Origin of the sequence: Streptomyces sp. NPDC001828, assembly GCF_042892175.1 — a bacterium.
GTDB lineage: Bacteria > Actinomycetota > Actinomycetes > Streptomycetales > Streptomycetaceae > Streptomyces.
The window spans coordinates 1,137,168-1,163,493 of record NZ_JBIATV010000001.1 but is presented as its reverse complement, the minus strand read 5'-3'; the positions used below and the strand labels follow the sequence as shown (position 1 = coordinate 1,163,493).

General features: G+C 70.1%; 23 protein-coding genes. 7 read left to right on the top strand and 16 right to left on the bottom strand.

From position 1 onward, the window contains the following. The first annotated feature begins 108 nt into the window (after nt 1-108). Both ACFYZA_RS05485 and ACFYZA_RS05480 read left to right on the top strand, forming a co-directional pair. Entirely contained in the window at nt 109-405 is a 297-nt protein-coding gene (locus ACFYZA_RS05485) for a DUF5994 family protein (RefSeq protein ID WP_388487442.1), read from the top strand. A 334-nt stretch (nt 406-739) separates the two neighbouring features. Next, the gene (locus tag ACFYZA_RS05480; protein WP_388487441.1) at nt 740-3,592 is read left to right on the top strand and encodes a BTAD domain-containing putative transcriptional regulator; all 2,853 of its coding nucleotides are present in this window, start codon (nt 740-742) and stop codon (nt 3,590-3,592) included. Nucleotides 3,593-3,778: 186 nt separating this feature from the next. Here ACFYZA_RS05480 and ACFYZA_RS05475 read toward each other — a convergent pair whose 3' ends face one another. Next, the gene (locus ACFYZA_RS05475; RefSeq protein ID WP_382588299.1) at nt 3,779-3,997 is read right to left on the bottom strand and encodes a hypothetical protein; all 219 of its coding nucleotides are present in this window, start codon (nt 3,995-3,997) and stop codon (nt 3,779-3,781) included. A 171-nt stretch (nt 3,998-4,168) separates the two neighbouring features. On the opposite strand from ACFYZA_RS05475, the gene ACFYZA_RS05470 reads away from it, so the two are divergent. Then, entirely contained in the window at nt 4,169-5,389 is a 1,221-nt protein-coding gene (locus tag ACFYZA_RS05470; protein ID WP_388487438.1) for a metallophosphoesterase, read from the top strand. A gap of 120 nt (nt 5,390-5,509) precedes the next feature. Then, a complete protein-coding gene (locus tag ACFYZA_RS05465) occupies nt 5,510-6,361 on the top strand; it encodes a class I SAM-dependent methyltransferase (protein WP_388487437.1) in 852 nt (283 codons plus the stop codon). 109 nt (nt 6,362-6,470) lie between these two features. Here ACFYZA_RS05465 and ACFYZA_RS05460 read toward each other — a convergent pair whose 3' ends face one another. The 5 genes from ACFYZA_RS05460 to ACFYZA_RS05440 all read right to left on the bottom strand — a co-directional run bounded on the left by ACFYZA_RS05460 (nt 6,471) and on the right by ACFYZA_RS05440 (nt 11,384). Then, nucleotides 6,471-7,448, bottom strand: coding sequence for a threonine/serine dehydratase (locus ACFYZA_RS05460; RefSeq protein ID WP_382588293.1), 978 nt, complete (start codon nt 7,446-7,448; stop codon nt 6,471-6,473). Nucleotides 7,449-7,790: 342 nt separating this feature from the next. Then, nucleotides 7,791-8,180: a VOC family protein gene (locus ACFYZA_RS05455; protein WP_382588291.1), complete on the bottom strand. Its 390-nt coding sequence runs from the start codon at nt 8,178-8,180 to the stop codon at nt 7,791-7,793. Next, the gene (locus ACFYZA_RS05450; RefSeq protein WP_388487435.1) at nt 8,170-8,748 is read right to left on the bottom strand and encodes a helix-turn-helix domain-containing protein; all 579 of its coding nucleotides are present in this window, start codon (nt 8,746-8,748) and stop codon (nt 8,170-8,172) included. The genes ACFYZA_RS05455 and ACFYZA_RS05450 overlap by 11 nt, the downstream gene beginning before the upstream one ends. A 406-nt stretch (nt 8,749-9,154) precedes the next feature. After that, nucleotides 9,155-9,997 carry a BTAD domain-containing putative transcriptional regulator gene (locus ACFYZA_RS05445; RefSeq protein ID WP_388487433.1) on the bottom strand — a complete coding sequence of 281 codons (843 nt, stop codon included), beginning with the start codon at nt 9,995-9,997 and terminating at the stop codon, nt 9,155-9,157. Between the two features lie 976 nt (nt 9,998-10,973). Continuing rightward, complete coding sequence (locus ACFYZA_RS05440) at nt 10,974-11,384, bottom strand: cysteine/serine endopeptidase inhibitor (RefSeq protein WP_388487431.1); 411 nt, start codon at nt 11,382-11,384, stop codon at nt 10,974-10,976. Nucleotides 11,385-11,645: 261 nt separating this feature from the next. Here ACFYZA_RS05440 and ACFYZA_RS05435 point away from each other — a divergent pair, with 261 nt between their 5' ends. Next, entirely contained in the window at nt 11,646-12,119 is a 474-nt protein-coding gene (locus ACFYZA_RS05435; RefSeq protein WP_388487429.1) for a hypothetical protein, read from the top strand. 137 nt (nt 12,120-12,256) lie between these two features. Here ACFYZA_RS05435 and ACFYZA_RS05430 read toward each other — a convergent pair whose 3' ends face one another. Further along, nucleotides 12,257-12,724: a PPOX class F420-dependent oxidoreductase gene (locus ACFYZA_RS05430; protein WP_382588279.1), complete on the bottom strand. Its 468-nt coding sequence runs from the start codon at nt 12,722-12,724 to the stop codon at nt 12,257-12,259. 190 nt (nt 12,725-12,914) lie between these two features. Continuing rightward, nucleotides 12,915-14,492 carry an aldo/keto reductase gene (locus ACFYZA_RS05425; protein ID WP_388487427.1) on the bottom strand — a complete coding sequence of 526 codons (1,578 nt, stop codon included), beginning with the start codon at nt 14,490-14,492 and terminating at the stop codon, nt 12,915-12,917. 337 nt (nt 14,493-14,829) lie between these two features. Between ACFYZA_RS05425 and ACFYZA_RS05420 the strand changes: the two genes are divergently transcribed. Further along, the gene (locus ACFYZA_RS05420; RefSeq protein ID WP_388488000.1) at nt 14,830-15,339 is read left to right on the top strand and encodes a DinB family protein; all 510 of its coding nucleotides are present in this window, start codon (nt 14,830-14,832) and stop codon (nt 15,337-15,339) included. Nucleotides 15,340-15,700: 361 nt separating this feature from the next. Then, nucleotides 15,701-17,143 (top strand): arabinofuranosidase catalytic domain-containing protein, encoded by a 1,443-nt coding sequence (locus ACFYZA_RS05415; protein WP_388487425.1) that lies wholly within the window; start codon nt 15,701-15,703, stop codon nt 17,141-17,143. Nucleotides 17,144-17,193: 50 nt separating this feature from the next. Here ACFYZA_RS05415 and ACFYZA_RS05410 read toward each other — a convergent pair whose 3' ends face one another. The 8 genes from ACFYZA_RS05410 to ACFYZA_RS05375 are packed head-to-tail and all read right to left on the bottom strand — an operon-like array spanning nt 17,194 to nt 26,326. Beyond that, nucleotides 17,194-17,880, bottom strand: a complete 687-nt coding sequence (locus ACFYZA_RS05410; protein WP_382588273.1) for a thioesterase II family protein — start codon at nt 17,878-17,880, stop codon at nt 17,194-17,196. Between the two features lie 25 nt (nt 17,881-17,905). Then, nucleotides 17,906-19,195 carry an APC family permease gene (locus tag ACFYZA_RS05405; RefSeq protein ID WP_388487421.1) on the bottom strand — a complete coding sequence of 430 codons (1,290 nt, stop codon included), beginning with the start codon at nt 19,193-19,195 and terminating at the stop codon, nt 17,906-17,908. Continuing rightward, nucleotides 19,192-19,923 (bottom strand): thioesterase II family protein, encoded by a 732-nt coding sequence (locus ACFYZA_RS05400; RefSeq protein WP_388487419.1) that lies wholly within the window; start codon nt 19,921-19,923, stop codon nt 19,192-19,194. Before ACFYZA_RS05400 ends, ACFYZA_RS05405 begins: the two co-directional genes overlap by 4 nt. Next, the gene (locus ACFYZA_RS05395) at nt 19,920-21,152 is read right to left on the bottom strand and encodes a cytochrome P450 (RefSeq protein WP_388487416.1); all 1,233 of its coding nucleotides are present in this window, start codon (nt 21,150-21,152) and stop codon (nt 19,920-19,922) included. Before ACFYZA_RS05395 ends, ACFYZA_RS05400 begins: the two co-directional genes overlap by 4 nt. Continuing rightward, nucleotides 21,139-21,372, bottom strand: coding sequence for an acyl carrier protein (locus ACFYZA_RS05390; RefSeq protein WP_382588265.1), 234 nt, complete (start codon nt 21,370-21,372; stop codon nt 21,139-21,141). The genes ACFYZA_RS05395 and ACFYZA_RS05390 overlap by 14 nt, the downstream gene beginning before the upstream one ends. After that, a complete protein-coding gene (locus ACFYZA_RS05385; RefSeq protein WP_388487411.1) occupies nt 21,369-22,814 on the bottom strand; it encodes an AMP-binding protein in 1,446 nt (481 codons plus the stop codon). The genes ACFYZA_RS05390 and ACFYZA_RS05385 overlap by 4 nt, the downstream gene beginning before the upstream one ends. Further along, nucleotides 22,811-24,586, bottom strand: a complete 1,776-nt coding sequence (gene asnB, locus ACFYZA_RS05380) for an asparagine synthase (glutamine-hydrolyzing) (RefSeq protein ID WP_388487410.1) — start codon at nt 24,584-24,586, stop codon at nt 22,811-22,813. Before asnB ends, ACFYZA_RS05385 begins: the two co-directional genes overlap by 4 nt. A gap of 3 nt (nt 24,587-24,589) precedes the next feature. Next, nucleotides 24,590-26,326, bottom strand: a complete 1,737-nt coding sequence (locus ACFYZA_RS05375; protein WP_388487408.1) for a non-ribosomal peptide synthetase — start codon at nt 26,324-26,326, stop codon at nt 24,590-24,592.

The following is a 26,326-nucleotide window of genomic DNA, read 5'->3' as shown; positions in this document are numbered from 1 at the left end:
AGTTACCGAGGGCACTTCGCACGCGGGCCACAGTGCCGGCGTCGCCCTCGGGGATCGTTGACACCGGGCCACTGTCCACGGACGGCGACCTTGAGACGGGTTCGCGCCATGTCCGCGCCCATTGATCTTCTGCCCCAGCGCGATCCCCTCGCGACTCGTAACGTCCGGCTGGCACTCAAGCCCGCAAGCTCTTCCCGAGGCCTCCTGGACGGCGCCTGGTGGCCGCGTTCGCGCGATCTGCTGCGTGAACTCCCCCCGCTGGTCGGTGCGTTGGACCCCCTGTGGGGCCGGATCACCCGCATCGCCGTGAACCCCCGGCGCTGGCCCGTGGTCCCGCGCGGGATTCCCGTGGCCGGGCATGTGGTGAAGGCCGGCTGGTTCACCCGGAGGAGCGAGCGCTGGTAACGGCTCTCCCAATTGTTCGCCACGAACTGGTAGTTGCCGGTCCCGCCGGAGTCGTCGTACGGCCCGGTGGCGTGCGCGGCCCGTGCGGCGGTGTGCAGGCGAAGGCCCGCCCCACGGTTCCCGACCCAGCCCGCACGCCTCGGTGAGCCGCGCTCCGGGGCGCTATGGACACGGATCCGTCGGCCGTCCTAGATTCGTCCTAGTGCGAGGTCAGCCGGGGGATCAACGCTCATCGTCGCGTGCCGGGGGAGCTATGAGATTCGGCTTACTGGGGCCGTTACATGCCCAGATCGCCGGACGTGCGGTCGCGTTGAACGGGCCGCGCCAGACCAAAATGCTGGCAGCGCTCCTGATCGACGCCAACAACACCGTCGCCATGGAGCGTCTGGTCGCCGTGATGTGGGACGTCGGCGCTCCCACCACCGCGGTCCGCCAGGTCCAGGACGCCGTCTCCGGGCTGCGCCGCAACCTCGTCGCCTGCGGAGCACCCAGCTCCTTGATCAGCACGCGGCGCGGCGGCTACGAGATCCATCTGGACCGAGAACAGCTCGACCTGCTGGAATTCGACCACGAGCGACACCTCGCCGAGCAGCACACGTCCCCGATCGACACAGCGGCCACGCTGCGGCGGGCGCTGGCCTGCTGGCGTGGAAACGCCCTGGCCGACACTCCCAGCCAAGTCCTGGAAACCGATGCGGCACGGCTGAACGCACAACGCGCGGCCACCCACAAAGAGTGCCTCGCCATCGAACTCGACCTGGGCCGCCACCGCGAGGTCATCGACGAACTGACCGTACTGTTCCGCGATCACCCCTACGACGAACAGGTCGCCGAACACCTGATGGTCGCCCTCTACCGGTGCCGAAGACAAGGCGAGGCGCTCCAGATGTACGAGCGGCTGCGCCGGACCCTGGCCGAGGAACTCGGCGTCGACCCCACCCCGCCACTCAGGACACTGCATCAGCGCATCCTGGCCGCTGATCCCGCCCTGGCGGCTCCGGCCCCCGTGCGCGGCCCCTCGGACACACCACCGGAGAGCCCCGCCCCGGAGGCCCCCGGCGCGGCAATGGCGATGCCTGTGCGTCAACTGCCCTTCGACGTACCCGACTTCGTGGGCCGCGCGGAGGCGCTGGCCGAGATCTCCGGACTGCTCGACGGGTCGGCGCCGAACCGGGCCCCGGTGGCCGTCGTCGTGGGTGGTCCCGGGGTGGGCAAGTCCTGCCTGGTGACGCACGCCGCGCGACTGGCGAGCGCCAACTTCCCCGACGGCCAGCTCTACCTCAACCTCGCGGCGACTTCGGACGAGCCACGGGACCCGGGGCTGATGCTGGCCGAAGCGCTGCGCGCGCTCTCGATCGTCGGCAGCGCGATCCCCAACGGCCTGTCCGAACGTGCCGCGCTCTACCGGTCGTTGCTGGTGGACCGTCACATGCTGGTGGTGCTGGACGATGCCGGTCACGCCGATCAGGTGCTGCCCCTGCTGCCCGGCGCCGAGGGCTGTGCCGTGTTGATCACCAGCCGCACTCTCCTGACGCAGCTCCCCGGCGCCCGGCACATCGACCTGGACGTGCTGAGACCGGCGGAGGCACGGGAGTTGTTCACCGGGATCATCGGCAGGCGGCGGGTCGAGCGGGAACCGGGTGAGGCCGACGCGATCCTCGACTGCTGCGGCAACCTGCCGCTCGCGATCCGTATCGCCAGCGGCAAACTCATGGGCCGCCCGGCCTGGTCGCTGCGGGTGTTGCGGGAACGGATCGAGGACGAGTCCCGGCGGCTGGCCGAGCTGAGGCTCGGGGACCTCAGCGTGCGGGCCAGCGTCGAACTGAGCCTGAGGCTGCTGCCGGCCGACGCGGTGCGCGCGCTGAGCCTGCTGGGTCTGCTCGGCCCCCACACCCTGCCCGGCTGGGTGGTCGGACCACTGCTCGACCGCTCGGACGCCGAAGAGGTGCTTGACACCCTCGTCGACGCCAACCTGGTGCGGCTGACCGCGACCGATGCCATCGGTGAGCCGCGCTACCGACTGCACGACCTGATTAGGACCTGTGCCGTGGAGATCGCCGCCACCCTGCCGACGGCGGACAAGCAGGACGCGATGGTCCGGGTGCTGTCCGTCTGGCTCGATCTGATCAGGCACGGCACCGACCGGCTGCCGGCCGGGCTGCTGGCCGCCGCGCCAGGCTCGGCACCGCGCCGATCGCTGCCGGACGCGGTCACGGACCGGCTCATGGCCGATCCGTTCGGCTGGTTCGACGCGGAGCGCGACAACCTGCTCGGTGCGGTGAAACTGGCCGTGGACTGGGGCCTGGACGAGTTGGCCTGGGAGCTGGCGGCCGGCCCGGCGACCTACTACGACCACCGGTGCCTGTACCAGGACTGGCAGCACAGGCACCGGCTGGCGCTGGACGCGGCGGAGGCCGCCGGCAACGCGCGCGGCGCGTCGGTGCTGCTGCGCGGCCTTGGCCAACTGCACATCTACCAGGACGAGTTCGACCGTGCCACTCACGTCCTCGAATCCTCCATCGAGCTGTGCCGGGACAGCGGGGACAAGCGCGGCGAGGCGCTGTCGGTGGCGATGCTCAGTACCGTCAGCCGGGTGCAGGGCCGTGACGACGAAGCGCTCGAACGCGTCGAGCACGCGCTGGCCATCGCGGTCGGTGAGGGAGATCTGCATGTCGAGGCGCAGCTGTCCTGCTCCATGGCCGTGATGCGCCTCATGCAGGACCAGCTCGAAGAGGCGGAGACCTGGTTCACCAGGGCCCTACGTCTGGCGAGGGAGCTGGACGACGAGCATCGCGAGGCCGTCGTGCTGCGGCGGTTCAGCAGGCTGCACGATCGGCGCGGCGATCCGGACGAGGCACTGCGCTGCCTGTGGCAGGCCTTGGCCACCTTCGAGGAGCTGTCCGACGAGCGGTGCACCGGCTACACCCTGCTGGAGGTCGGCCGCGTGTACGCCGGCCAGGACGACCGGAACCAGGCCGGCCCGGCGCTGGAGCGCGCCGCGGCCCTCTTCCACCGGCACGGCGACCGCCAGGACGAGGCCACGTGCTGGCAACTGATCGGCGACCTGGACGCCGCGGCGGGCCTCCACGACATGGCGCGCCAACACCGGAGGCGCGCGCTGCGGCTGTGGGAGACGATCGGCGAAATGAACGAGACGGAGGCTGCGGCGCGACCGTCGTCCCCATGAACGCGGCCGCATGGAGCATGCGTATCCGACCTGGTCCCGGGCGGTCGGCTTCGACTACTGGACAGCGCCCCCGCGCGTCAACTCAAGTGCGTTCCGAGACAGGGTAGTTGAGGCCATCTCCGGGGATCCGGACCCGCAGCCGAACGCGCCAAGGCCCCCACCCAAGCCTCGGGTGGGGGTGAGCTGTCAGGCCTGGGGAGCGTCCATCCTCTGCCAGTCCTCGAGCGGCTTCGTGCGCAGCATCGCCCGATACACGCGGCGGGTGAACACGGCCGCCCCCTCGCCATACTCGTGCAGCTCTTCGAAGGCCTCGGCCGCGGAGTCGTAGACGAACTTCTTGCCCTTCGCGTTCTTGATGATCCACTCCCGGTCGGCGCTGAGACCGATCCCCGTGGGCACAGTCATCGGAGCCCCCTCCCTGATCGTCGGTGCGGGCGTGATCATAACCGCGACGCCGAGCGGATACGGACTCGAATAGGTAACCGGCGGCGCTGCGAACCCAGGCCGTCCGACCAGCCCGAAGGCGACCGGATACAGTGCGCGCGACGGCAACCCGGTTGATTGAGGAGCGGAAGTGTGACCGACGCCAGCGAGACTCGATCCGCCGACGGTTCAGCGCACGAGACACGGCCGAGCCGACTGCACCGCATCATGCGCTTCCTGCCTCTGATCGCCCCCGTCCTGCTGTGGACCGTGCCCTGCTGGCTGCTGCTGTACGCCGGCCAGCACTGGCCGCTCCCCGTTCGACTGGCCGGCACGGCCCTGTTCGTCCTCGGCCTGGTCGGTATGCCGCTCGCGATGATGCGCGGCCACGGGCGTCGGCAGCAGGACTGGGCGGCCATCGTCGGGGACACCCTGCTGGGCGCCATCTGGGTCCTGTTCACCTGGTCCGTCGTGCTCGGCATCCTGCTGCGGCCGGCCCTGACCGCAGCCGGAGTCGGCGACGGCCAGGACCGGGCCCGGATCGCCACCTGGGCGGCCCTCGGCACGGCCGCCGTGCTGCTCGCCTGGGGATACGCCGAGGCCCGCCGCGTACCTCGGGTGCGCCGCCTCGAAGTGCAACTCCCGCGCCTGGGCGCCGGGTTGGACGGCACACGTGTCGTCCTGATCACCGACACCCACTACGGCCCACTCGACCGCACCCGCTGGTCGGAACGGGTCTGCGAAACGGTCAACACGCTCAACGCCGACCTGGTCTGCCACACCGGAGACATCGCGGACGGCACGGCCGAACGCCGTCGCGCCCAGGCCGCCCCACTCGGCACCGTGCGAGCCACCCGGGCCCGGGTCTACGTCACCGGCAACCACGAGTACTACAGCGAAGCCCAGGGCTGGGTCGACCTGATGGACGAGCTGGGCTGGGAGCCGCTGCGCAACCGCCATCTGCTGCTCGAACGCGGCGGCGACACCCTCGTGGTCGCGGGCGTGGACGACGTGACCGCCGAATCCTCCGGCCTCGCCGGCCACCGTGCCCACCTCGCCGGCGCCCTGCGGGGCGCCGACCCCGAACACCCCGTCCTCCTCCTGGCCCACCAGCCCAAGTTCATCGACCGGGCAGCAGCCGAAGGCGTCGACCTCCAGCTCTCCGGCCACACCCACGGCGGCCAGATCTGGCCCTTCCACCACCTGGTCCGCATCGACCAGCCCGTCCTCGCGGGCCTCAGCCGTCACGGCACCCGCACCCTCCTCTACACCAGCCGCGGCACCGGCTTCTGGGGCCCGCCCTTCCGCGTCTTCGCCCCCAGCGAGATCACCCTGCTCGTACTCCGCTCCCCGCACCAGCCCCCCACGCGGTAACACGAGGCGACGGCTGGAGTCGCGGCAACTACCGCCCCGGAAGGGGTAGTCGGCCCGGCGCGGTACCCACGCAACCGCCCCCCATCAGGCCCCGTGGAAGAGGCCATCTAGGCTGGCGCGGTGACTGATGAGAAGGAGCGGGTGCAGCCGTCGGGCGTGTGGGCCACGGCGGTAGGGGTGGCCAGGGTGCGGGCGCTGGAGACCGAGCGGGAGAACGCGCTGTTCCGCGACCCCCTGGCGCAGGCCTTCGCCGCCGCCGGCGGCCTGTGGCCCTCCTCCGCGCCACTGCCCGATGACGAGGGCGCGCGACGCCGTCGGCTGGCCGTGTCGTTCTCCATCGTCATCAGAACGAAGTTCCTCGACGACCTGTTGCGACAGGCCTCCGATTCCGGGGTCCGGCAGGTCGTGCTGCTCGGCGCCGGGATGGACAGCCGGGCATTCCGGATGGACTGGCCCGAGGGCACCCGGCTGTTCGAGGTCGACACCGCCGCCCCACTGGACTTCAAGGCTTCGGTGCTGCGCCAGGAGCAGGCCGTCGCCCGCTGCGAGCGGACCACCGTCGCGGTGGATCTGCGCGAGGACTGGCCACGCGCACTGGCCTCCGCAGGGCACGACCCGACCTTGCCGACCGCGTGGATCGCCGAAGGGCTCCTGATCTATCTGCCCTCGGACGCGGTGGAGCTACTGCTGACCCGGATCAGCGCGCGGTCGGCGGCAGGCAGTCGGATGGGTCTGACGTTGGGCTCGCGCGGCGTGATCGAGCGCTTCGGCGCGGACGCCACCCCGGGATCGGCGGCGTCCATGTGGGTGTCGGAGATGCCCGACGACCCGGTGGCCTGGCTGGCCGGGCACGGCTGGGACGCCGAGAGCCACACCCTGCGCGAACGCGCTGCCGCCTACGGCCGCCCGATCAGCACCCCGCCCCAGCGCGAGGAGCGACCCGGCGGCCTGATCTCGGCGGTCCGTCGCTAGAGCGCCTCCCGGTTTCCTGGAGCCGGGCCGGTCCTGACACCGTCGGCGCCCCGGCCACCCACGGTGGCGAGGCCGCCGTGCGAGAGCGGCGAAACGGCTCCGGGCGCTGTCAGCGCAGGCCGAAGCGGTCGCTCCAGGCGGCCATGTCGGCGGCCGTCGTATTGCCACCGCAGACGACCAGGCCGAGCCTGGCGCCTTCGCCGACGTGCTCCAGCACTTGGCGCGCCGCGGGCACCAGGCATCCCGCGGCGGGCTCGGCCCACACCTTGGCGTGGTTGGCCAGGTCGAGGCTGCCCTGGACGGCCTCGGCGTCCGTCACGGTGAGGACATCGGTCACCAGGGCCGCGACATGCTCGTAGGTCAGTTGTGAGGCACTGGGGGCGCTCAACGTCGAGACGATCGAGGACAGTTGGACCGCTACCGGCCCGCCCGAGGCCAGGGCCGCGGACATGGCTTGCGCGCCTTCGGTCTCCACGCCCCAGATCCGTACACCGGGACGGCGCGCGTGCAGCGCGGTGGCGACGCCGGAGATCAGCGCTCCGCCGCCGATGCTGACGAGTACGTCGGTGAGCTCCCCCGCGTCCTCCGCGAACTCCAGGCCGACCGTGCCCTGGGCCGCCACGACGACGGGGTCGTCGAAGGGGTGGACCAGGGTGAGCCCCTGGCTCCGGAGTTCCTCCGCGAGGGCGAACGCGCCGTCCATCGTGTCCTTGAGGATCACGCTCGCTCCCGCGTCCTCGGCGATGTCCACGGCGCGGCCGGGAGCGGACCGCGGCATGACCACGGTCGCCTTGATGTCCAGCGCTCCGGCCATGACCGCGACGGCGATGCCGTGATTTCCGCCGCTCACCGCTACGACTCCGGCATCGCGTTCAGCCTCGCTGAGCGCGAGCAGCTTCGCCGTCGCACCGCGCGCTTTGAACGAGCCCGTGCGCTGCAGAAGCTCCAGTTTCGCCGTGACCGGCGCGCCCAGGAGCGCCGAAAGACCCGGGCTCACCACCGTCGGGGTCCGTACGACATGCCCGGCGAGCCGCTCGGCCGCGGCTTCCACCTCCGCGACACCGATCAGCACATCCGCCTCCGTCACATGAAACGAGTAAGCCGCGACGAACGTGCCCGATCCATCCCATCCACAGCGGCAGGGCGGCAGCCATTCGGGGCGCCCCACCACCCGGGTGGCGGCCGCGCGGCAGTTCGATCATCCTACGCCGCGCCGTGGCTTGGACGACCCGGCCGCACACGGCTCCGCCGGTCGCAGGCAGCCGCATGCGTCAGCGCACGTCTCGGCGTCAGATGGTGGCGTGGCGTCCCACCACGCCGGGGCGGCACACAGCACAGGTGCGGGCAGCCAGAACGTGACGCAGCCCCGGCCGAAGGCTCGGCCGGGGCTGCGTGGAAGCGGGGCGGTATGGAAGCGGGGCGGGTGTGCTCAGGCGCGGGCGTCGCCGCTGAGGACCCACAGGTGACCGAACGGGTCCTTCACCCGGCCTTGCCGCTTGCCGTAGGGGCGGTCCTCGACCGGGATGACGATCTCCCCGCCCAGCTGGGCCATGCGGTCCGCCGTAGCCGCAGGATCCGGCAGATCGAGCATGAGCAGAACAGGCGAACCACCCACGGACAGCGGGTCGTGCCAGCCCCACTCCTCCACGCTCTGCGCCAACGCGAAGACAGCCGCCCCCAGCGAGAACTCGGCGTGCATCACGAGCCCCTGGTCATCAGCGACCCGCTCGGACAGGACGGCCCCCAAGGCCTTGGTGTAGAAGTCGATCGCCGCATCGGCATCGGAGACAAGCAGCTTGGGCTGGAGTTCACTGGTCATGACTCGATGATCCTGTTGGAGGGCGCCCGTCGGCTTGTAGATTTCGGCCCTCCTCCGCGAGCCAGGCCGTCGGGGTCGTCCGCATCAGGTCCTGGAAGTCGCGCACCAGATGACTCTGGTCGTGATAGGCGCTCTCCGCCGCGATCTGCGCCCAGGAGCCGGCCCCCTCCCCCGCCCGGCGCAGAGCGATGTTCAGGCGAGCCACACGTGAGGCGAACTTCGGGCCGATCCCCACCTCGCTCCTCATCACCTGACGCAAACGGCGCGGACTGAGGTGGACCTGTCGCGCGACCTCCTCCACCGGCACCTGTCCGTGGCCGGCCCGGATCACCCGCAACGCCTCGACGGTGTACGTGGAGACCCCGGGCCGCTCGGCCCGCCCCAGCTGGTCCAGAAGCCGCCTGCGCATCAGCGCGGCCCTGCGGTCGGCCGGCCGATCTGCGAGTTCCTCGGCAAGCAGGCGCAGCCACGGCAGAAGCTCGTACGCGTCCAGGCCGCCCGCGTCCACATCACTCAGCGGGACACCGGTCAGCCGCTGGGCGGCCGCGATCGACAGCTCCACCAACACGACCGGCTGATCAGGGCGCAGGAGGAGAGAAGGCGTGCCCGTACCCGGCCGCATCATGCCCGTCACCACAGCCTGCGCACGCCGAGCGTGCCCGCCGTAACCGACATCGATCGGCGTCCCGAGACTGACGACCAGCCGGCAAGACAGAACCGGAAACGCCCGGTGCAGCCGAGGAGGTCCCGTGTGCTCGCTGACAGCGACCACACCGACACCCGCCACCCGGCATGCCTGAGTCAACTCCACCCCACCAGCATCCCACCAATCCCGCCCCCGCGTCCGAGATCGCCACCGCTCCCGCGCCCAGCCGCTGGACCACCACACCCCGAGCTGCGCCCTGAATCGCCAACACAGGCTCTAAGCAAGGAAGTTGAGAGCAGATCGGCGACCGGACAGAAGAGATCCCCCGTCACTTACGGTTATCAGAGCTGCCGCAGCAGACGAAGAGGTCCAGCACTCTGCGACACGTCGTGTCGTGCCGGTCGAGAATCGGGTCGCCGGCGAGTATCGCGCAATGCAGGCGCTGCAACCGTAGCGAAGGGTCGATACCCAGCTCATTCACCAGGTTCCGACGCAGCGCGGTGTACGCGGACAACGCCCTGGCGGGTCGGCCGGCCCGGTACAGGGCCACCATGCATTGGGCGTGCAGCCCTTCGTGGAGCGGGTAGCGGGCGATGAGCGTGGTGAGTTCGATCGTCAGGTCGGCGTGGAGACCGAGGCGCAGTTCCGCTTCGATTCGGCGCTCCAGATCCCCCAGCCTGCTTTCCTCCAGGCGAGTCGCCTCGATTTCGAGGAACCGCCCGGCACATGTGTCCACCAGCGCGGGCCCTCGCCACAACGCGAGCCCCTGGCGAAAGAGGCGGACGGCGGTGTCGTCATCACCCCGCTCGAAAGCGCGCCGCCCGGCGACGGCGCAGCGTTCGTATTCGAGGGCGTCGACGCTGCCCGGCAGCGCGTCCATGAGGTATCCGCCGTTGCGCGTCGCCAGGATTTCCTTGGGACCACGAACGGGTTTGGGGTCGAGGGCGTCATCTATGTTGCGACGGATACGGAGGATGTACGTCTGAAGCGTGGTCATGGCGCTCCGCGGAAGTTCTTCGCCCCAGAGTTCTTCCATGAGTTGCGATGCGGGGATGACCTGGTTCGCCGAGAGGGCCAGCAGTGCGAGCAGTTGTCGCGGCTTGTCAGCGGTGGGAACGACCGACTGCCCGTTGACCGAGGCCTCAAGCGCCCCCAGAACCTTTACTTCCATAGCATTCCTCCAAAGCAGGCCAAATGAGGAGCATTGATGATCACCCTAACTTCTCGTTCTTAAGAAGGATCTAGGGGCATAAGTCCTAGCCCTTACGCAGGAACAACCCTTGCGCATCTCTTTGCCAAGAGATTGCTACTTGTATGGTTTCCCTCGCCCAAACCCCCTTCCAGGGCGCACCCTTCGGCCACTCAGAGACCCCCTCAAGGCCTTCACGGCATAGATCCTTGAGTTTCTCTTTACTCAACGGCATTCGACGGACCCGGCGGGCAGCGGTGATGTCGAATTACCGCGCGACCCTCCCCGTCAAGCCAATATTGATTTATTCGAAAACTAAACGACTCAGCGCGGCGCGCATCAGTCACCACCGATTGCGTCAGCTATTGCGGATTGCGTAAGCCGTACGGCAGAACCTGCCGATTGAGCGAATGAGCTCCTGCCGGACATCGGGCCACCACATCGCGGGGTGACGGACAACATGCCGGTGCCGCAGACTCGTAGAGGCACAACGCACGTTTCAGCGGACGGAGTTGAGGGACGGACATGAGCAAGGATGACGTGGCCAGCTGTCGATGCGGCCACCTGTGGACGGTCCATCTCGAGGGCAATTGCGACGGTGCGGAGGGCAGTTGTGACTGCCGTGGGTTCTACCATGCCGGCTGGCGCCGCAACACAACCGACACGTGCCGCCACTGCCACCACGGCAGATCACAGCACTCCGGGGTGCGCTGCGAAGCGAGCATCGGCCAAGACACCGTGACCCACCGCCACTTCGGCAGCGAAGGCGATTCGTGGACGACAAAGGGGACGGTGGACATCCCCTGCCCCTGCCAGAGCTTCTACTGAGGTCCAGGCCCGTGGCCGCCACGGGGGCCCCGTGGCGGCCACCATGTCGCACGAGCAGCGACGGAAGTTCAGGTACATCTTGATGAACCGGCGACGGGCTCGGCTCGGCTCAACAAGGCTATACGCAGGGCTACTTCACGAATTTCCAGGTGATCCCGTTGAGCACACCGACGTCCAGCGACGCGAACTTGCGGAATGCGGTCTGGCTGAGGTCGATATGGGTCGAGGCGCAGGAAAGGCACTTGTCCCGCACCGGAATCTTGATCGTCTTCCCCTGATAGGTCACCTGGACCGAAACGCCCTTGCACAGCGGGTCGTTGTTCGGGTTCGCCGTGGTCCACCAGGCGGGCGACACCGCGACCAGGTCCTGGCTCGACGCGTCGATGAGTGTGCCGCAGGCACCGTAACCCTTGTCGTTGTAGTACGTGGCCTTTCCTGACATCGGCTGGCCGATGGGTATGTCGGCGTGCGCCGTGCCGGCGCCGAACGCGACACCGACCACTGCGGCAGCCACGACTCCACTCCATCTCGTGAGTCTCATGGGGCGACACCTCGCTTCTGTTGCGGCCCTCTTGGTTGTGAGAGCGCTCTCATGCGGCGGGAGCATGGTCGGCACGGCTGCCGAGCATCAAGGAGCCGACGGGGTGCATGGCGTCAAACCGCCCCACATCAGTCGCAGTTGACGATCACTCAGGGAGCAGGTGACGTGGCACATGGCGTCTCTGACCCGGTGGACGCATACATAAATTCCACGACCGGAAGAAGGCGAGATGCGCACGTCCCGCGCCAAGGGGACATCAGGGTGACCGGACTGGAAACGTTCGCCTGGGTCGAGGTCGTCACCGACCCGGAATCGGTGGCTCGGTTCGCGGATGCCGAACTGGACGAAGTCCGCGTCGACGCCCCTGTGATGCCACCTGGTCTGGAAAGTCTGCGCGCCGAGCGTGACGCGCAGCGCGGACGGGAAGGCTTCGGCGCGCTGGCGGGCCGCGACATCGTTTACTTGAGGCGCCCTTGGGACGAGGACGACGAGCCGACCGTCTACTTGATGGAAATCGGGCCCGACGGACGCCGAGTCCGCCAAGTGGAGCTCGCCCCGGACGGAAGCGCCGTGCGCAGTGGCCCTGATGACTGGGCGTTCAACCCGCCGGTCGTTGACCTCTTCGACCCCGCCCTGGCGAGCCAGGAGATCGGCCGTAACGAGTTCGAGAAGCAGTGGGCGGCTGCAGACGGTCTGAATCAGTCGGTGAGCACAGCTAGCTGCGATTGCCGGTGAGAGTGCAAGCGCTCGTGCGAACCGCTGCCCGGCGCGTATGCGGCGCCGGGCAGGTGGACCGTCCACGTCGTTCGGTCCGGCTTAGCCGTTCAAGGGCGACACACGGCTGCCTGCCCTGGCCAGGGGGCCGCCGCCCCCTAGTCCTGGGCCAGCCTCGCCGGGAATCCGCCCGTCGCCACCGGGCTCCAGCGGACCGGTGTGACGCGGATCAGGGACTTGCCCTGCTTCACCATCGCCTCGCGGTACTCCGCCCAATCCGGGTGCTCTCCGCTGATGCTGCGGAAGTAGTCCACCAGCGGCTCGACCGATTCCGGGGCGTCGATGACCTCCGCCGTGCCGTCCACCTGGACCCAGGGGCCGTTCCACTCGTCCGACAGCACGATCACGCTGACACGCTCGTCCCTGCGGGCGTTCCGGGTCTTGGCGCGCTCGGGGTACGTGGACAGGACCAGGCGGCCCGCGTCGTCCACGCCGCAGGTCAGCGGCGAGCCCTGCGGGCTGCCGTCGGCGCGTCGGGTCAGCAGGATCGCGCGGTGCCGGGGGCGGAGGAACTCCAGCAACTGGTCACGTTCGACAGGGGTGTTGGAAGCGATGCTCGGGCTCATGTACCGCACCCTACGACAGGCGGTGCCGACCCGCGCGGCGACACCGCCCCGCCACGGCCCAGGGTGTCCGGGCCGTGGCACGAGGGGCTCCCGCGCGGCGTGACGTGTTCCCGTTCACGCGCGTACGACTTCAAGCGCGTACGACTTCACGCGCGTACGGCACGGCCGACCCGGCCGCATCCGGTGTCGCTCACTGCTGGACGATCTCGTCCGCTCCGAACCGCAGGGCGCAGTCCCATGTCTCGGCGTCGCTGAACATCAGCTGCACCAGTTGGATGGACCACTTCCAGTCGCAGTTCTTCACCCCGAACAGCGCGCCCAGGGTGTCCCGCAGGGGCATGCCGATGTAGCGCCGCTTCAGGCCCACCCGGGACGGGACCCGTACCGAGCTGAGGTCCTCGGCCGTGACGTGGGCCTGCTGCACCAGCCACTCCTCGATGAACGGCTGGTTCACCGGCCGTCCTTGCTCCTTGGCCGCGCGCACGAGGCTGTCGCGCAGGGCGTCCGCGGTGCCTCCGTCACAGAGGCCGACCAGCCAGCCGGCGAGCTCGGGGGCGAGTACGAACGAGGTGTCGTTCGTCTGGCCGGAGCTCTGCTGCTTGCGCCACTTGTCGATCTTCTCCATCGCCCCGTACTGCTCGTCCCCGGTGAAGTCCTCGTGGTCGGGGCCGCCGCCGAAGTTCTCCAGGTTGGCCGCCTGAGTACCGGGCGATCCGCTGCTGCTGACCATGGTGGCGTTGGACGTGCCGTCGGTTCGGGGGAACGTACCGGCCATCGTGTAGATCAGGCCGTTCAGGTCGTCGGGCGAGGACAGGTCGAGGTCCATCTGCCGGGCCGTCCTGATGACGTCGTAGTAGTACAGGTGCGCACCCGACTCCTTGATCGCCCTCTCCACCGTCTCGCTGAGCAGCACGCTCTCCACGGAGTTCTCCACCGCGTCGACTCCGCCGAGTTCGGCCAGCAGCCCCGTGTGGTTCTCGCCGACGTTCCCGAGCCCGACCTGCCCGGCGATCCGGTCGCCCTTCAGCTCGGTGAGTACCTGCCAGGCGTCCGTGAGCACCCGCTTGTCGGCGTCCAGGTTGTGGATGATCAGACTGTCGAGCCTTCCCTCGAACAGGGCGGCGACCCGCTCGAGCCGGGCGCGCAGCACCGCGGCCGACTCCCCCGACCGGACATCGAACTTGTACAGGATCTCGTAGCTGTCCCTCGGCCGGCCGTGCAGCACCTCGGAGACCGTCTCGATGTTCCGGTAGCTCTCCGCCGTATCGAAGCGCCGGTACCCGGCCTCGACGGCGGAGGTCAGCTGTTCCTTGCTCCGCCCGTCCACGCCGAAGACGAGCCAGGGCTTGGCCCCTTCGGTCTCGGCCTCGTCCGCGGGCATCCGGGCCACCACGGGGGAACCCTGGCGCGTCGGGCCGGCGGACGTGGCAGTGCGCTGGACCGTCGCCGAGTGGGACATCTCCTGACGGGCATTCACCTCGGCGCCGTCATCAATGCGCACGCCCGTGAAGCCGGCGCCGAGGCGGGCCGGTGCTGCTTCCGGCTGCCCGCCGTGGCGCTGTTCAGCGCGGTCGGCGGTGTGCGCGTGCTGGTCCTGGGACCAGGCGTGGCCGGACCGGCGGAGCATCTGGACCACGGCTCCGTTGCCGGCCGCGTTCTGGAGAGCGAGAAGGCCGGGGTTCGATCCGCCCTCCTGAGCGGGGGTCCGGATCGTGACCCGTCGAGGCGCCTTGCTCTGGGGAGTCTGGGCCTTCTCGTTGGCGTGCATCGAGTCCTCTCACGGGCGCGGCAGCCGGCACTGCGGATGGCACGGACAGCCGCTCCGAGTCGACGCGGGCCCGGCGCCCTTTCGTGCGGCCTCCGAGCCGGGATCGTCACCAGCGGCCAATCCCCGCACGGCAGTTGACGGGCTTCATGGCCCTCCAGCCTATAACCGCCCCCGGAGCCCACCGGCGGAAGGGGGCGGCCGGATGGGGCTCGATGGCACCGCGTGGCTCCGCGGCCGTTCCGGACCGTGGACCCGTGGGAGACACCCGGAACCGCGGATCGCCGAACCGCCCACGGCGCCTGAAGGATTGATGAATCATGGGGCCGTGACCGAAGGTATGAGCGATACGGCCCCGGACGGCGAGATGAAGGCACTCCTCAGGGCCTTGGACGCACAGCGGCGCCATGTTCTCGGCATCGTCGACGGCCTTGACGAGCAGGCTCTGCGAAGGCCTGTGCTGCCCTCCGGCTGGCACTGCCTGGGGCTCGTCCAGCACCTCACCCTCGACGTCGAGCGCTTCTGGTTCCGTGCCGTCGTCGCCGGGGACGAGGAGATCATCCAGGGTCTGCCGAGCGGCGACGAGGGCTGGAACGTGCCGCCGCACAGGTCGGCCTCGGACGTGCTCGACGCATACCGGCGGGAAGTTGAGATCGTCAACGCCCTGACGGCCAACGGCCTGCCCGAGGCGGCCCTGGCCTGGTGGCCGCACGACCTGTTCGGCGAACCGCATCTGCACACCCTGCGCGACGTCCTGCTGCACGTCATCACCGAAACCGCGTGCCACGCGGGCCACCTCGACGCGGCACGCGAACTCATCGACGGCCGCCGCTGGCTCGTCCTGACGTAACCGCACTCCGACTCCCCCACCCCGGCGGCCCGCTACGAGCCGCCGCTCCTGGCGTGCCTCCGCCGTGGCTGTTGGCGGCGGAGGCGATGAAGCGAACTCGCCCGCCACCTCGTCCGCCCCGGGTGGGTTCACTCGCTCCCGCGCCGAATCCCAAATCTTCCTCCAAGGAATCGAATCAGAAGCAACAAACATTGACGTAATCAAACAACGGGGCTACGTTCCGCCCCAGTCGCACCACGGCAACTCGCGTCTCACGCCCGCCCTTTGAGGACCACCCCACACCCCTCGGGAGCACAGCATGCGCAGAGCGCCCCTCCCCCACACAAAGACCGGCGCATCAAACCGCGGCCCCGGTGCCCGCGTGCGCCGGGCCGCACTCTCCGTCCTGGCCGTCCTCACCGTCGTGCTCGGCACGCTGCTCGCGCTGCCGGCAGCCTCCCAGGCCGCCTCGTCCCTGCCCTGCGACATCTACGGCAGCGCCGGTACCGCGTGCGTCGCCGCCCACAGCACGACGCGCGCCCTCTTCTCCTCCTACAACGGCCCGCTCTACCAGGTGAAGCGGGCCTCCGACGGCGCGGCCAAGGACATCGGTCTGCTCGCGCCCGGCGGTTACGCCGACGCCGCTGCGCAGGACGCCTTCTGCCAGAACACCACCTGCTCGATCGGCAAGGTCTACGACCAGACCTCACGCCACAACGACCTCCTGCCGGGCCCGGCGGGAACCGCCGGCATGGGAGCCGACCGGGGCGCCGACGCCGCCGAGATCGCGGTGACGGCCGGTGGCCACAAGGTCTACGGCATCTGGATCTCGCCCGGCGTCGGCTACCGCTCCACCGGCCAGGCCTCGGGCACCGCCGTCAACGGCCAGGCCGAGGGCGCCTACATGGTCGCCAGCGGCACCCACGTGGGGTCCGCCTGCTGCTTCGACTACGGCAACGCCGAACGCACCCCGGCCGACACCGGCAACGGCCACATGGACGCCGTATCCATCGCCACCACCTGCTACTTCGCACCGTGCACCGGGTCCGGCCCCTGGGTCGAGGCCGACCTGGAGAACGGCATGTTCCAGGGGGCCAACGGCTCCAACACCGCCAACCTCGGCAACAGCACCCCGTACGTCACGGCCATGCTCAAGAACAACGGGCAGACCAGGTACGCGCTCAAGGGCGCCAACGCGCAGTCCGGCGGCCTGTCGACCTGGTGGGACGGAGCCCTGCCCAACCGTGGCGGCTACGCCCCGATGCAGCAGGAGGGCGGGATCATCCTGGGTACCGGCGGTGACAACAGCAACTGGAACCGGGGCACGTTCTTCGAGGGCGTGATGGTCGCCGGCTATCCCACGGACGCCGCCGAGAACGCCGTCCAAGCCGACATCGGCTCGGTCGGATACTCCGGCCAGACCGACGAACCCAACGGCGATCAGCGCAAGTTCACCGGCCCCGGCGGCGCCTGCGTCGACGTCGCCGCCGACGACACCGGCGTGAACGGCGCCGCGGTGCAGCTGTGGGACTGCCAGAAGTACGCCGAGGACCAGCACTGGGCGCACCTCGCCGACGGCACACTGCGCACGCTCGGCCGCTGCCTGGACATCAACGGCAACGGCACGGCGGGCGGGACCAAGGTCGAACTCTGGGACTGCGACGGCGTCGGCGGGCAGAAGTGGGTTGCCCGGTCGGACGGTTCGCTGCTGAACCCGCAGTCCGGCAGGTGCCTCGACTCACCGAGCGGCGCGACCGCCAACGGCACCAGGCTCCAGATCTGGGACTGCAACGGCAGCCCCGCGCAGAAGTTCCAACTGCACTGACTCTGTACCGACAACGGCACGGACACAACGCACCGGACCGAGCGGTCACCTCAGGTACCGGCCGCCCGCACCGCCTCCTGGAGCCAGGAGGCGCAGTCGGGCGAGCCGAGCAGATCCGAGTGGCCGCCCGGGAAGGTACGGCTGGTGAACCGGTCCGTCGTGACGTTCCGCCAGTCGGCGATCGAGTCGTCCGTCGTCAGGGGATCGTCGGCTCCCCGCGCCGCCCATATCCGGCAGGGCAGCGGGGGCACGTCGGCCGGGTCGAACTCGCCGAGCAGGCGCAGATCCTGCGCCGTCGTCTCCGCGACGACCTCCCGCCATTCGTCCGAGGCCGCCCCGGCCAGCAGACCGGGGTCCACCTCTTCGAGGTAGGCGGCCGCCTCGGACGGGCTGCTCACAGCCTGCTCCGGCAGTTCGAGGCGGCCCGGGGCCGCGGCGCCCGCGGCCACGAGCGAGGCCACCTCGACGCCGGACTCCCGCAGGCGCGCCGCGGTGGCGCAGGCGACGTAAGCCCCGTAGCTGTGGCCGAACAGCAGGGGGCGCTTCACCGCGCGCCGGACGATCTGCTCGGCACAGGCACCGACCACCGCCTCGAACGACGCGGCAGGAACCCCGAAGCCACGGCCGTGCCGGCCCGGGTAGCGCACCAGCCAGGATGCGGGCCCCAGAGCACGGGTAAGCGGGCGGAACTCTCCGCCGAAGGAACCCGCGCCGGGGAAGAACACCGCGTCGGTCATCACAGCCTCCGTATCTCCAGGGCAGTCACCGGGCGGGCTCGTCCGCCCGTGCGCTCGTGCTCGGGTCTCGTCGCGAGGCACGCCGGGCAAGCACCGCGGTCACCAGGAGGACGACGGCGAACAGGGCCCAGCACAACCACATGGGCGGCCCCGCGAGCACGGTCACCGCGACCACCGTGACGGCACACAGCGCGGCGATCAGCCGGGGCGGCCCCTGCCCGGCGAGCTTCGTGTACGAGGCCGCGCCCAGGCCGTACAGGACGAAGTAGATCCCGCCGGACAGGACGAAGAGCAGCTGGAACGACATGACACCAGTCGCGCCGAGGACCGCGATCAGCGTCAGGGCCGCGCCCACCGCCAGTACGGCCGTGACCGGATTTCCGTCCCGTTCCCGTACGCGGCTCAGCGCCCCGGGCAGATAGCCGCTGCGTGCCATGCCGAACACCAGCCGGGACAGGGCGAGTACGGAGGCACATACGTTGGCGGTGATGGCGGCGACGACCAGGGCCAGCGTCACCGGCCGGCCGAGGTCCCCCAGCGAACGCTCCGAAAGACGCAGCAGAGGGGCCTGGTCCAGCGCCTTGTCGCCCGGGTCCACCGCGCTGAACAGGCCGAGCAGCACCAGTCCGTACAGGGCGACCACGATCACGTACGAGGCCGCGAAGATGCGCGGGATGGCGTCCGGGCGCTTGTGTTCCTCGAAGGTGAAGGCCACGGTCTCCCAGCCGGTGAAGGCGACGTAGACGGCCGTCAGGACGCTGCCCAGCTCGCCCAGCGGTGGCACCTCGACGCTCGGTGCCCGCACGCCGTGCACGCCGAGGGCGACCAGTGCGGTGCAGGTGACGAGGACGAACAAGGCCAGGACGAGCGCCACTTGGACCTTGCCGGAGACGTTGGTGCCCAGGCATCCGATGACCGTGGCCGCCGCGAGGACGGCGACGGGGAAGAGCCAGGCCAGGCTCGCGACGCCGGAGAACTCGGCGACGTAACGCCCGCCGGTGATGGCGGTGGCCGGGATGCCGGCCACCAGCGCGAGTGTGGCGAGCAGCCCGGCGGACCGGCCCGTCGGCCGTCCGAAGGCGACCTCCGAGTAGTGGGACACCCCGGAGGCGGACGGATAGCGACGGCCGAGCCAGGCGTAGCAGTAGAGGAGCGGGATGACCGACACCGCCGCGATGGCCCAGGGCATCCAGGCCGAGCGGCCCAGTTGCTGGTAGCTGGTGCCGGGCAGGATCATCATGCCGCTGCCCAGGATGGTGGAGAGCGCCAGGAACGTGCCCACGGCGCCGCCCAGTGACTTCTGCAGTCCGCTCACGCCAGGTCCTCCCTGCACGGGGTGGCCGCCAGCAGGCCGTCGAAGGTGCGCTCCACGACGGCGGTCCGCGTCGCGTCGAGCGCGTGTCCTGCGGGCGTGACCGTCAGCTGGAACTCCTCGGTCACCCGGTGCCGCCAGGCGGCGCAGCATTCGGGTGGGATGAACCTGTCGTCGCGGCCGGAGAGCACATGCAGTTGGCCGAGGTCGCCGTCGGAGCCGATCCACTCGGCGAGGCGGTCGGCCACCACGGCGTCGCGGCGCAGACCGTGTGCGATCTCGGCCAGCATGTCCTCGTCGTCGAGTAACTCCTGCGGGAAACCGTCGTGGGCGAGCACCTGGGCGATCGCGCGGTCGGGAAGGTGTGACATCGTCGGTATGCGTCCTGATGAGTCGGGGCACGGCGTATTGATGACCAGTACCCGCGTCGGCACGCCGATCCTCGTGCCGAGGGCGGCGTGCAGGCAGATGGCGGAAAGCCCACCCATGGAGTGCCCGGCGAGGACGATCCGGCGGCCGGACACCTGCGCCACGGCCCGCTGGACCTCCCGCACGGCCCGGTCCTGCCACCGGCCCGATTCGAAGTCGGCCACGGAGTCCGCGTTCGACAGGGTCAGTACGGTCATGCCGCGGGCGGCGGCGATGTCCCTCAGCAGTGCGAGGGTGGCACCGCCGCCGCCGGCGGCCGGGAAGCAGACGCACACGTCCGGCCCGGCGGAGGGCTCGTTCACGTGCCGAGTTCCTTCGCGTCGACCACCTCCACCTCCAGCTCGGTCAGCCCGAGCATGAAGTTGGAGTGCAGGCGCCGGGGCGGCTCGACCACCGCGAACGCCTTGTCCCAGTCGGCCAGTTCCTCGATGAACGTCTGGATCTCCAGGGTCGCCACGGGCGCCCCGACGCACCGGTGGACGCCGGCGCCGAAGGCGATCTGCTTGTTCTCCGAGCGGTCGATCCGGAAGGTGTCGGGGTGGTCGAAGACCTCGGAGTCCCGGTTGGCCGACATGTTCCACAGGGCCACGAAGCTGTTGGCCGGAATGGTGTGCCCGCCGACTTCGAAGTCCTCCACCGTCAGGCGCTGCACATAGCTGTTGGTGGAGGTCCACCGCAGGAACTCCTGCGTGGCCACGTCACAGCCCACTTCGCCGCCCGTCACCTTCCGCCACTCGTCGCGCTCCTGGTCGATGGTGTGGACGGTCAGGCTCGCCGTGTGCGGGGTGGTCTCGTTTCCGCCGACGGCGACGTTCAGACCGTTGAGGACGGCGACGTCCCGGGGCATGGTGCCGTCCGCGACGCACTGGGCGAGGAAGCCGATCATGTCCTCGGCGGGGCCGCCGGCCGAGCGTTTGACGATCAGGTCGTCGATGAATTCCAGGACGTCGAGCTGCGCGTCGACCAGCGCGTCCAGCGGGCGCGAACCGGCATACGCCTCGTCGCGGTAGCCGATCATCGTGCGGGTGGCTTCCAGGAGGTACCGGGCGTCCTCGGCGCCGATGCCGAAGAGCACCTCGAGAACGCCCTTGGGCAGCTCGGGCGCGATCACCTTGCTGAAGTCGAGCCGGTCGCCGACGGTCAGGCTGTCGAGGGCGCCGCGAATGTTGCGCCGCACCGTCTGCCCGACCCGGCCCAGCATGTCCCGGCTGAAGCCGCTGGTCTTGATGGGTTTGCGGATCGCGGTGTGCTCGGGCTGGTCGGAGACGATGAGCATGCGGCCGGAGGCCGAGTCCTTCTGCGGCAGGTACGAGCCGTCGATCATGGTGCCGTACGCCGAGCTGAGCCGCTGGTGGTCGACGTAGGCCGCGTACACGTCGGCGTACCGGGTCAGCGCGTAGAACTCGTAGCCGTCGTCCCTGCGGTGCAACGAGACCGGGGCGTTCTCGCGCAGCCCGGCGAGGTAGGCCCAGGGGTCGTCGTCGGCGAAGAACTCGGGTGAGTACAGCGGGCTGTCCTCAACTACCAGCATTCTCTGCTCCGATCAGGTCGGCGATGCGTACCGGGGTCCGGCCCTCGAAGAAGACGTGTCCCGGGACCCTGACTCCCGTGCGTTCCTTCAGGAGGGCGCGGCAGCGGAGCACGGCCAGTGAGTCGACCCCGGCGGTGAAGATGTCCGTGTCGGCCTCGACCTCGCGGTCGAGCACGGTGCGCAGGCAGTCGGTGATGGCATCGGGCGATATCTGTGTCATGTCTCTTCGACCTTCTCTGTCAGTCGGTATCGGTCCATGAGGGTGGGGACGTCGACCTTGCCGCCGGCCTTGACCGGGTAGCGGCCCACCAGACGCACCCCGATCGCCGGCGAGAAGTCCTGTACGACGGACTCGATCCGGTCTCGGGCCAAGGGGTCGTCGAGGGCCGCGGGGTCGGTCCGGACGAAGGCCACCGTGTGCCGTTCGTCCTGCGCCACCCGGCAGTCGAGGACGCGGGGCAGGGTGGTGATCCGCTGTTCGAGCGCGGCGGTGTCGACCCGCATCCCGTTCACCTTGACCTCGCCGTCCAGCCGCCCGGCGAACACGAGGTCGCCGTTCTCGTCCGGGCTCACCAGGTCCCCGGTCCGGTACGTCGGCTGCCCGGCCGGGTCCTGGAACCGGTGGACCAGAGCGCCGTCCTCCAGGTAGCCCAGGCAGACGAACGGTCCGCTCACCACCAGCTCCCTGGCGTCCGACGGGCCGTTCGCCGGGGTGCGCAGGGTCTGCCGGCAGCCGTCCAGGGGGCGGCCGATGGGGATCGTGGGCGCCGCGAACTCCTCGGGCAGCCGGTAGTGGTGGGTGGCGAAGGTGGCCTCGGTGGGGCCGTACAGGTTGACGAAGTGGCCCCGCAGGCCGGCTTGCCTGGCCCGCCGGTAGGTCGACATGCGGAACTGCTCGCCGCCGCTGAACAGCCAGGGGATGTCCGCGACGCAGTCGGGTACGGCCTCGACGACGGTCGTGATGACGGCGGCGGGCAGGAGGAGGCGGCTGATGCCGTAGGTCTCGACGAGGTCGGGCCAGGCGAAGACGTCGTCGTTGACGTGCGGCAGGCACACCACTCGCCCGCCCGTGGCGACCGTGCGCCAGGTGTCGAACCACCAGCCGTCATAGGTGGGCGTGGCGAAACTTCCCGCCGTGCGGGGACCGCCTCCGGGCGCGTCCGGGCCGGGGTCGCCGGGCACGTCCAGGTCCCGGCAGCCGAAGAGCGCCAGCAGATTGCCGCGCGTCACCGCGACGGCCTTGCGGCTGCCGGTGCTGCCGGAGGTGAAGTTGACGGCCACGACCTCCTCGGGGATGCGTTCCCCGGGCGGCCGGGGGCCCGGCGGCGCGGTGATCCCGACCGACGGGGACGGACCGGAACGGACCTCGACCGTGAGGTCGGGCCGCACCCGGTCGAAGTCGCGCTCGGTCAGGGTGTGGTCGTCGGCGACGGCCACACAGCCGGCCCGCCAGGACCCCAACTGCCCGGCGAAGCAGCCGAGTTTGTGCGGAGAGCGGATGCTCACCACACGGGCGGGGCCGTGGGCGCGGATGGCTTCCTCGATCCTCGACGCCAGCTTCCCGATCTGTGCCCCGGTGTATTCGGTGCCGTCCTCGACCCACAGGGTCGCCGACGACGCCCACCGGTCGCCGTGGATCACCTCGTGCCACGTGTCCGTCATGAGGCCAGTCCCAACTCGTCGATGACCGCACTGATGCTGATGAGACTCAGGCGGACGTCCCACTTGTCGGGCGTGGGGTCGGCGCCCAGGGCGTCCAGGGCGTCCGGCCGGAACACGCCGCTGGCGGCGACGAGTTCCCGCCATCGCGACAGCGTCCGCCGGTCGGACGTCGCCGCGAGGCCGTACGCGGTGAAGCCCTGTTTGGCACGGTCCAGAACCGCGCGCGGGACGAGGTCGGCGTACGCCGCCTTCAGGCACGCCTTGCCCTCGAAGTCCGCCACCTTCTGCTCGTCCGGGACGGTCAGGCCGAGCTCCACCACGGAGTTCCCCAGGAAGGGGTAGCGGCCCTCCACGGAGTTCGCCATGAGCATCGTGTCGCCGTGGTCGCCGAGCAGATGACCGCTCAGCTGCACATACACGTCGGCGATGGAGCGGAGCTGCATCGGGCTCAGCCCGGCGGTCTCCCGCTCGTCGAAGGGGATCAGCCGGTCCCGCCAGTACTCCCTGCCGACCAGGGCTTCGGCCGCCTTCGGAGTGAGACACATCTCGCGCCGGCGGGCGGCCCTGGCCCGGTCGACCTCCCAGGAGAAGTCGGCCCTGCCCCAGGCCTGTTCGTTCTCCGCGTGACTCGGCGGGGCTTTTCTGCGGGCGCCGTCGAAGGCGTAGGAGTCGTAGCCGTAGAACAGCTCGTCGGCGCCCTCGCCCGAGATCACGCCCTTCAGCCCGGTGCGCCGGGCCTCGCCGGCCAGCATCAGGGCCGCCACGTTGTACGTCTCGCGCTGCGGATAGCAGCAGTGGCGCACCATCTCCTCGAAGCGGTCGGTGACGTCGTCGGGTGTGCAGCGGATCTGGTGGTGCTCGCTGCCCACCTTGTCGGCGACCTCGCGCTGGTACCGCCCCTCGTCGAGGGCGACGTCGTCGAAGAGCACGGAGAACGTACGGGTGGGCTCCCGGCGCATGCGGGACGCCTCGACCACGAGGGCCGTGGAGTCGAATCCGCCGCTGAGGTACGCGCCGATCTCCACGTCCGCCCGCAGACGGTCCGCCACCGCTCCCCGTACCGCGCCACGGATCTGTTCCGCGGTGGCCGGGCGGTCCGGCACGCTGAACTCCCCGTACCGCCAGTACCGCACGGTCTCGGGGGCGCCCTCGCCGAAGCGGACCAGACATCCGGGCGGTACGGCCTGGACGCCCTCCACCAGCGTTCGCGGAGCCACGATGTTGCCGAGCGTCAGATACTGGTCGACCGCGCCGACGTCGAGCCGCCAGGGGCGCTCGACACTCTGAACGAGCGGCTTCAACTCCGAGCAGAAGTGCACGTGGGTGCCGACCACGGTGTAGAAGAGCGGGCACACACCGAAGCGGTCCCGGCCCAGGTAGAGGCGGTCCTCGGCCCGGTCGTGGATGGCGGTGGCGAACTGTCCGTCGACCATTTCGAGGCCGGCGGGCCCGTACCGGGCGAACAATTCCGGCAGTACGGCCACGTCGACCCGGTTGTCGGGCCGTGCGCCGCCGAGCCGTGCACGCAGGGCTTCGCCGTTGTAGATCTCGCCGTTCGTCATGGCCACGTACCGGCCGCTGGGGTCCTCGGCCGGCTGCCAGCCGTCCTTCAGGGCGGTCATGCCGAGGCGGCCGAGTTTCACGGACAGGGTGGGCGTACTGAGTGAGTAGGTCTCGTCCGGTCCTCGGTGGACGAGCCGGGCGTGCATCGCGGCCGCCACGGCCCGGTCCAGGGTCTTGTCCGGGGCGTAGGTCCCGCACAGGCCACACATCCGTCACACGCTCCGTTCCCGCAGTCGGTCGGCGAGGTCGCGCAGGTCCGCCGCCCGAAGCACGTCGCGGACCCCGGCATCGGCCCAGCCGAGCTTCTTCAGTCCGGACACGAGCACGACCGCCGAGGCCGAGTCGCCGCCCACGTCGAAGAAGTTGTCGTCGAGCCGTGCGTCCTCGACTCCGGTCAGGGTGCGCACCAGGCGCAGCACCTGCTCGTCCGGAGTGTCGGGCGCGCCCTCGGTGGCGTGGCTGCGGCGGCCGGACCGCAGGGCGTCCCGGTCGACCTTGCCGTTCACGGTGTGCGGGAACGCGTCCACCCGCTCCAGGACCGAGGGAATCTTGTAGGGGTCGAGGAGACCCTCCAGGTGTCGCCGTACGGTGCGGGGGCCCGGGTCGCCCCGGTAGTAGCAGACCAGCGTGTCGAGGTCGGCGGGGTCGCCGTCGTCGTGTGCCTCGGCCACGACCACCGCGTCCCGCACGTCCGGATGCCGGCACACCGCCGTTTCGATCTCGCCGGGGTCCAGGCGGTAGCCGCGGACCTTGACCTGACGGTCGAGGCGTTCCACGAAGTGGAGCCGGCCGTCGCGGAGTTCGACGAGATCGCCGGTGGCGTAGGCACGCGTGCCGTCGGGGCCGAGGAAGGGGCGTACTCCCTGCGCGGTGAGATACCCGGCGGCCACGCTGGCCCCGGTGACGACGAGTTCGCCCCGACGTACCCGGTCGCCGGTGGCGCCGGTGACGGGTTCCCGTACGAGGTAACCGCAGTCGCCCACCAGGTCCCCGAGGGGGACCGCGTCGCGGCATTCGTCGGGGTCGAGCGCGTCGCTGAGCAGGTTGCACACGGTGGTCTCGGTGAGACCGTAGGCGTTGTGGAAGCTCGCCACCTTCGACCAGGTACGGATCACGGCGGGCCGGCAGGGGCCGCCTCCGTTGATCACGTGCTCCAGGCGCATGGCGTCACTGGGTTCGGTCACCGTCAGGGCGAACGGAGTCGTCTTGAGGTGGGTGATGGCGAAGCGTTCCAGGGTGTCGCGCAGGACGGCGCCGGGCGCCAGGTGCTCCTCGTCCAGCACCACGAGGCAGCCGCCGGCGGTGAGTGTCCAGAGGATCTCGGTGATGCAGCCGTCGAAGGTGAGCCGGGCGAACTGGAGGGTCCTGCTGTCCGGCCCGACGCGGAGGCGGGTGACGTGGTCCCGGATCACCGGGGTGAGCGGGGCCGTCCGGACGAGGACGCACTTGGGGGTTCCGGTGGATCCCGACGTGTGGATCGCGTACCCGATCTCGCCTGCCGCGAAGGGGAGTTGAGGGGTCCTTCGGCCCGCCGCGACGGGTGCACCGTCGCGGGTGTGCCAGTCGTCCGGGATCGGCGCGAACTGCGCCGGTCGGTCGCCGTGCGGGCCGCGTGCCATCAGCCGCACGCCGAGCAGGCCGGTCTTCTCGGCATTGGACGAGGCACTGTCGCGGTCGTCGACGAAGACGAACGGCCGCGCGGCCTTCAACGCCCCCGCCATCGCGATGACCGCTGCCGGGCCCCGGCCGCTTTCGAGGGCGATGAACTCACCCGGTGCGGTGAGGTCGCGCAATCGGCTCGCGAACTCCTCGACGCGGGTGCCGAACTCCCAGTAGGTGATGGACGCATCCGCAGTACGCAGCGCGTCGTGGTCCGGGAATTCCCGCACCGCACGGTCGATGGCGTCGACTACGGACTCGTCTTCTTTTAACTCGGCTTCGGGCGCCAT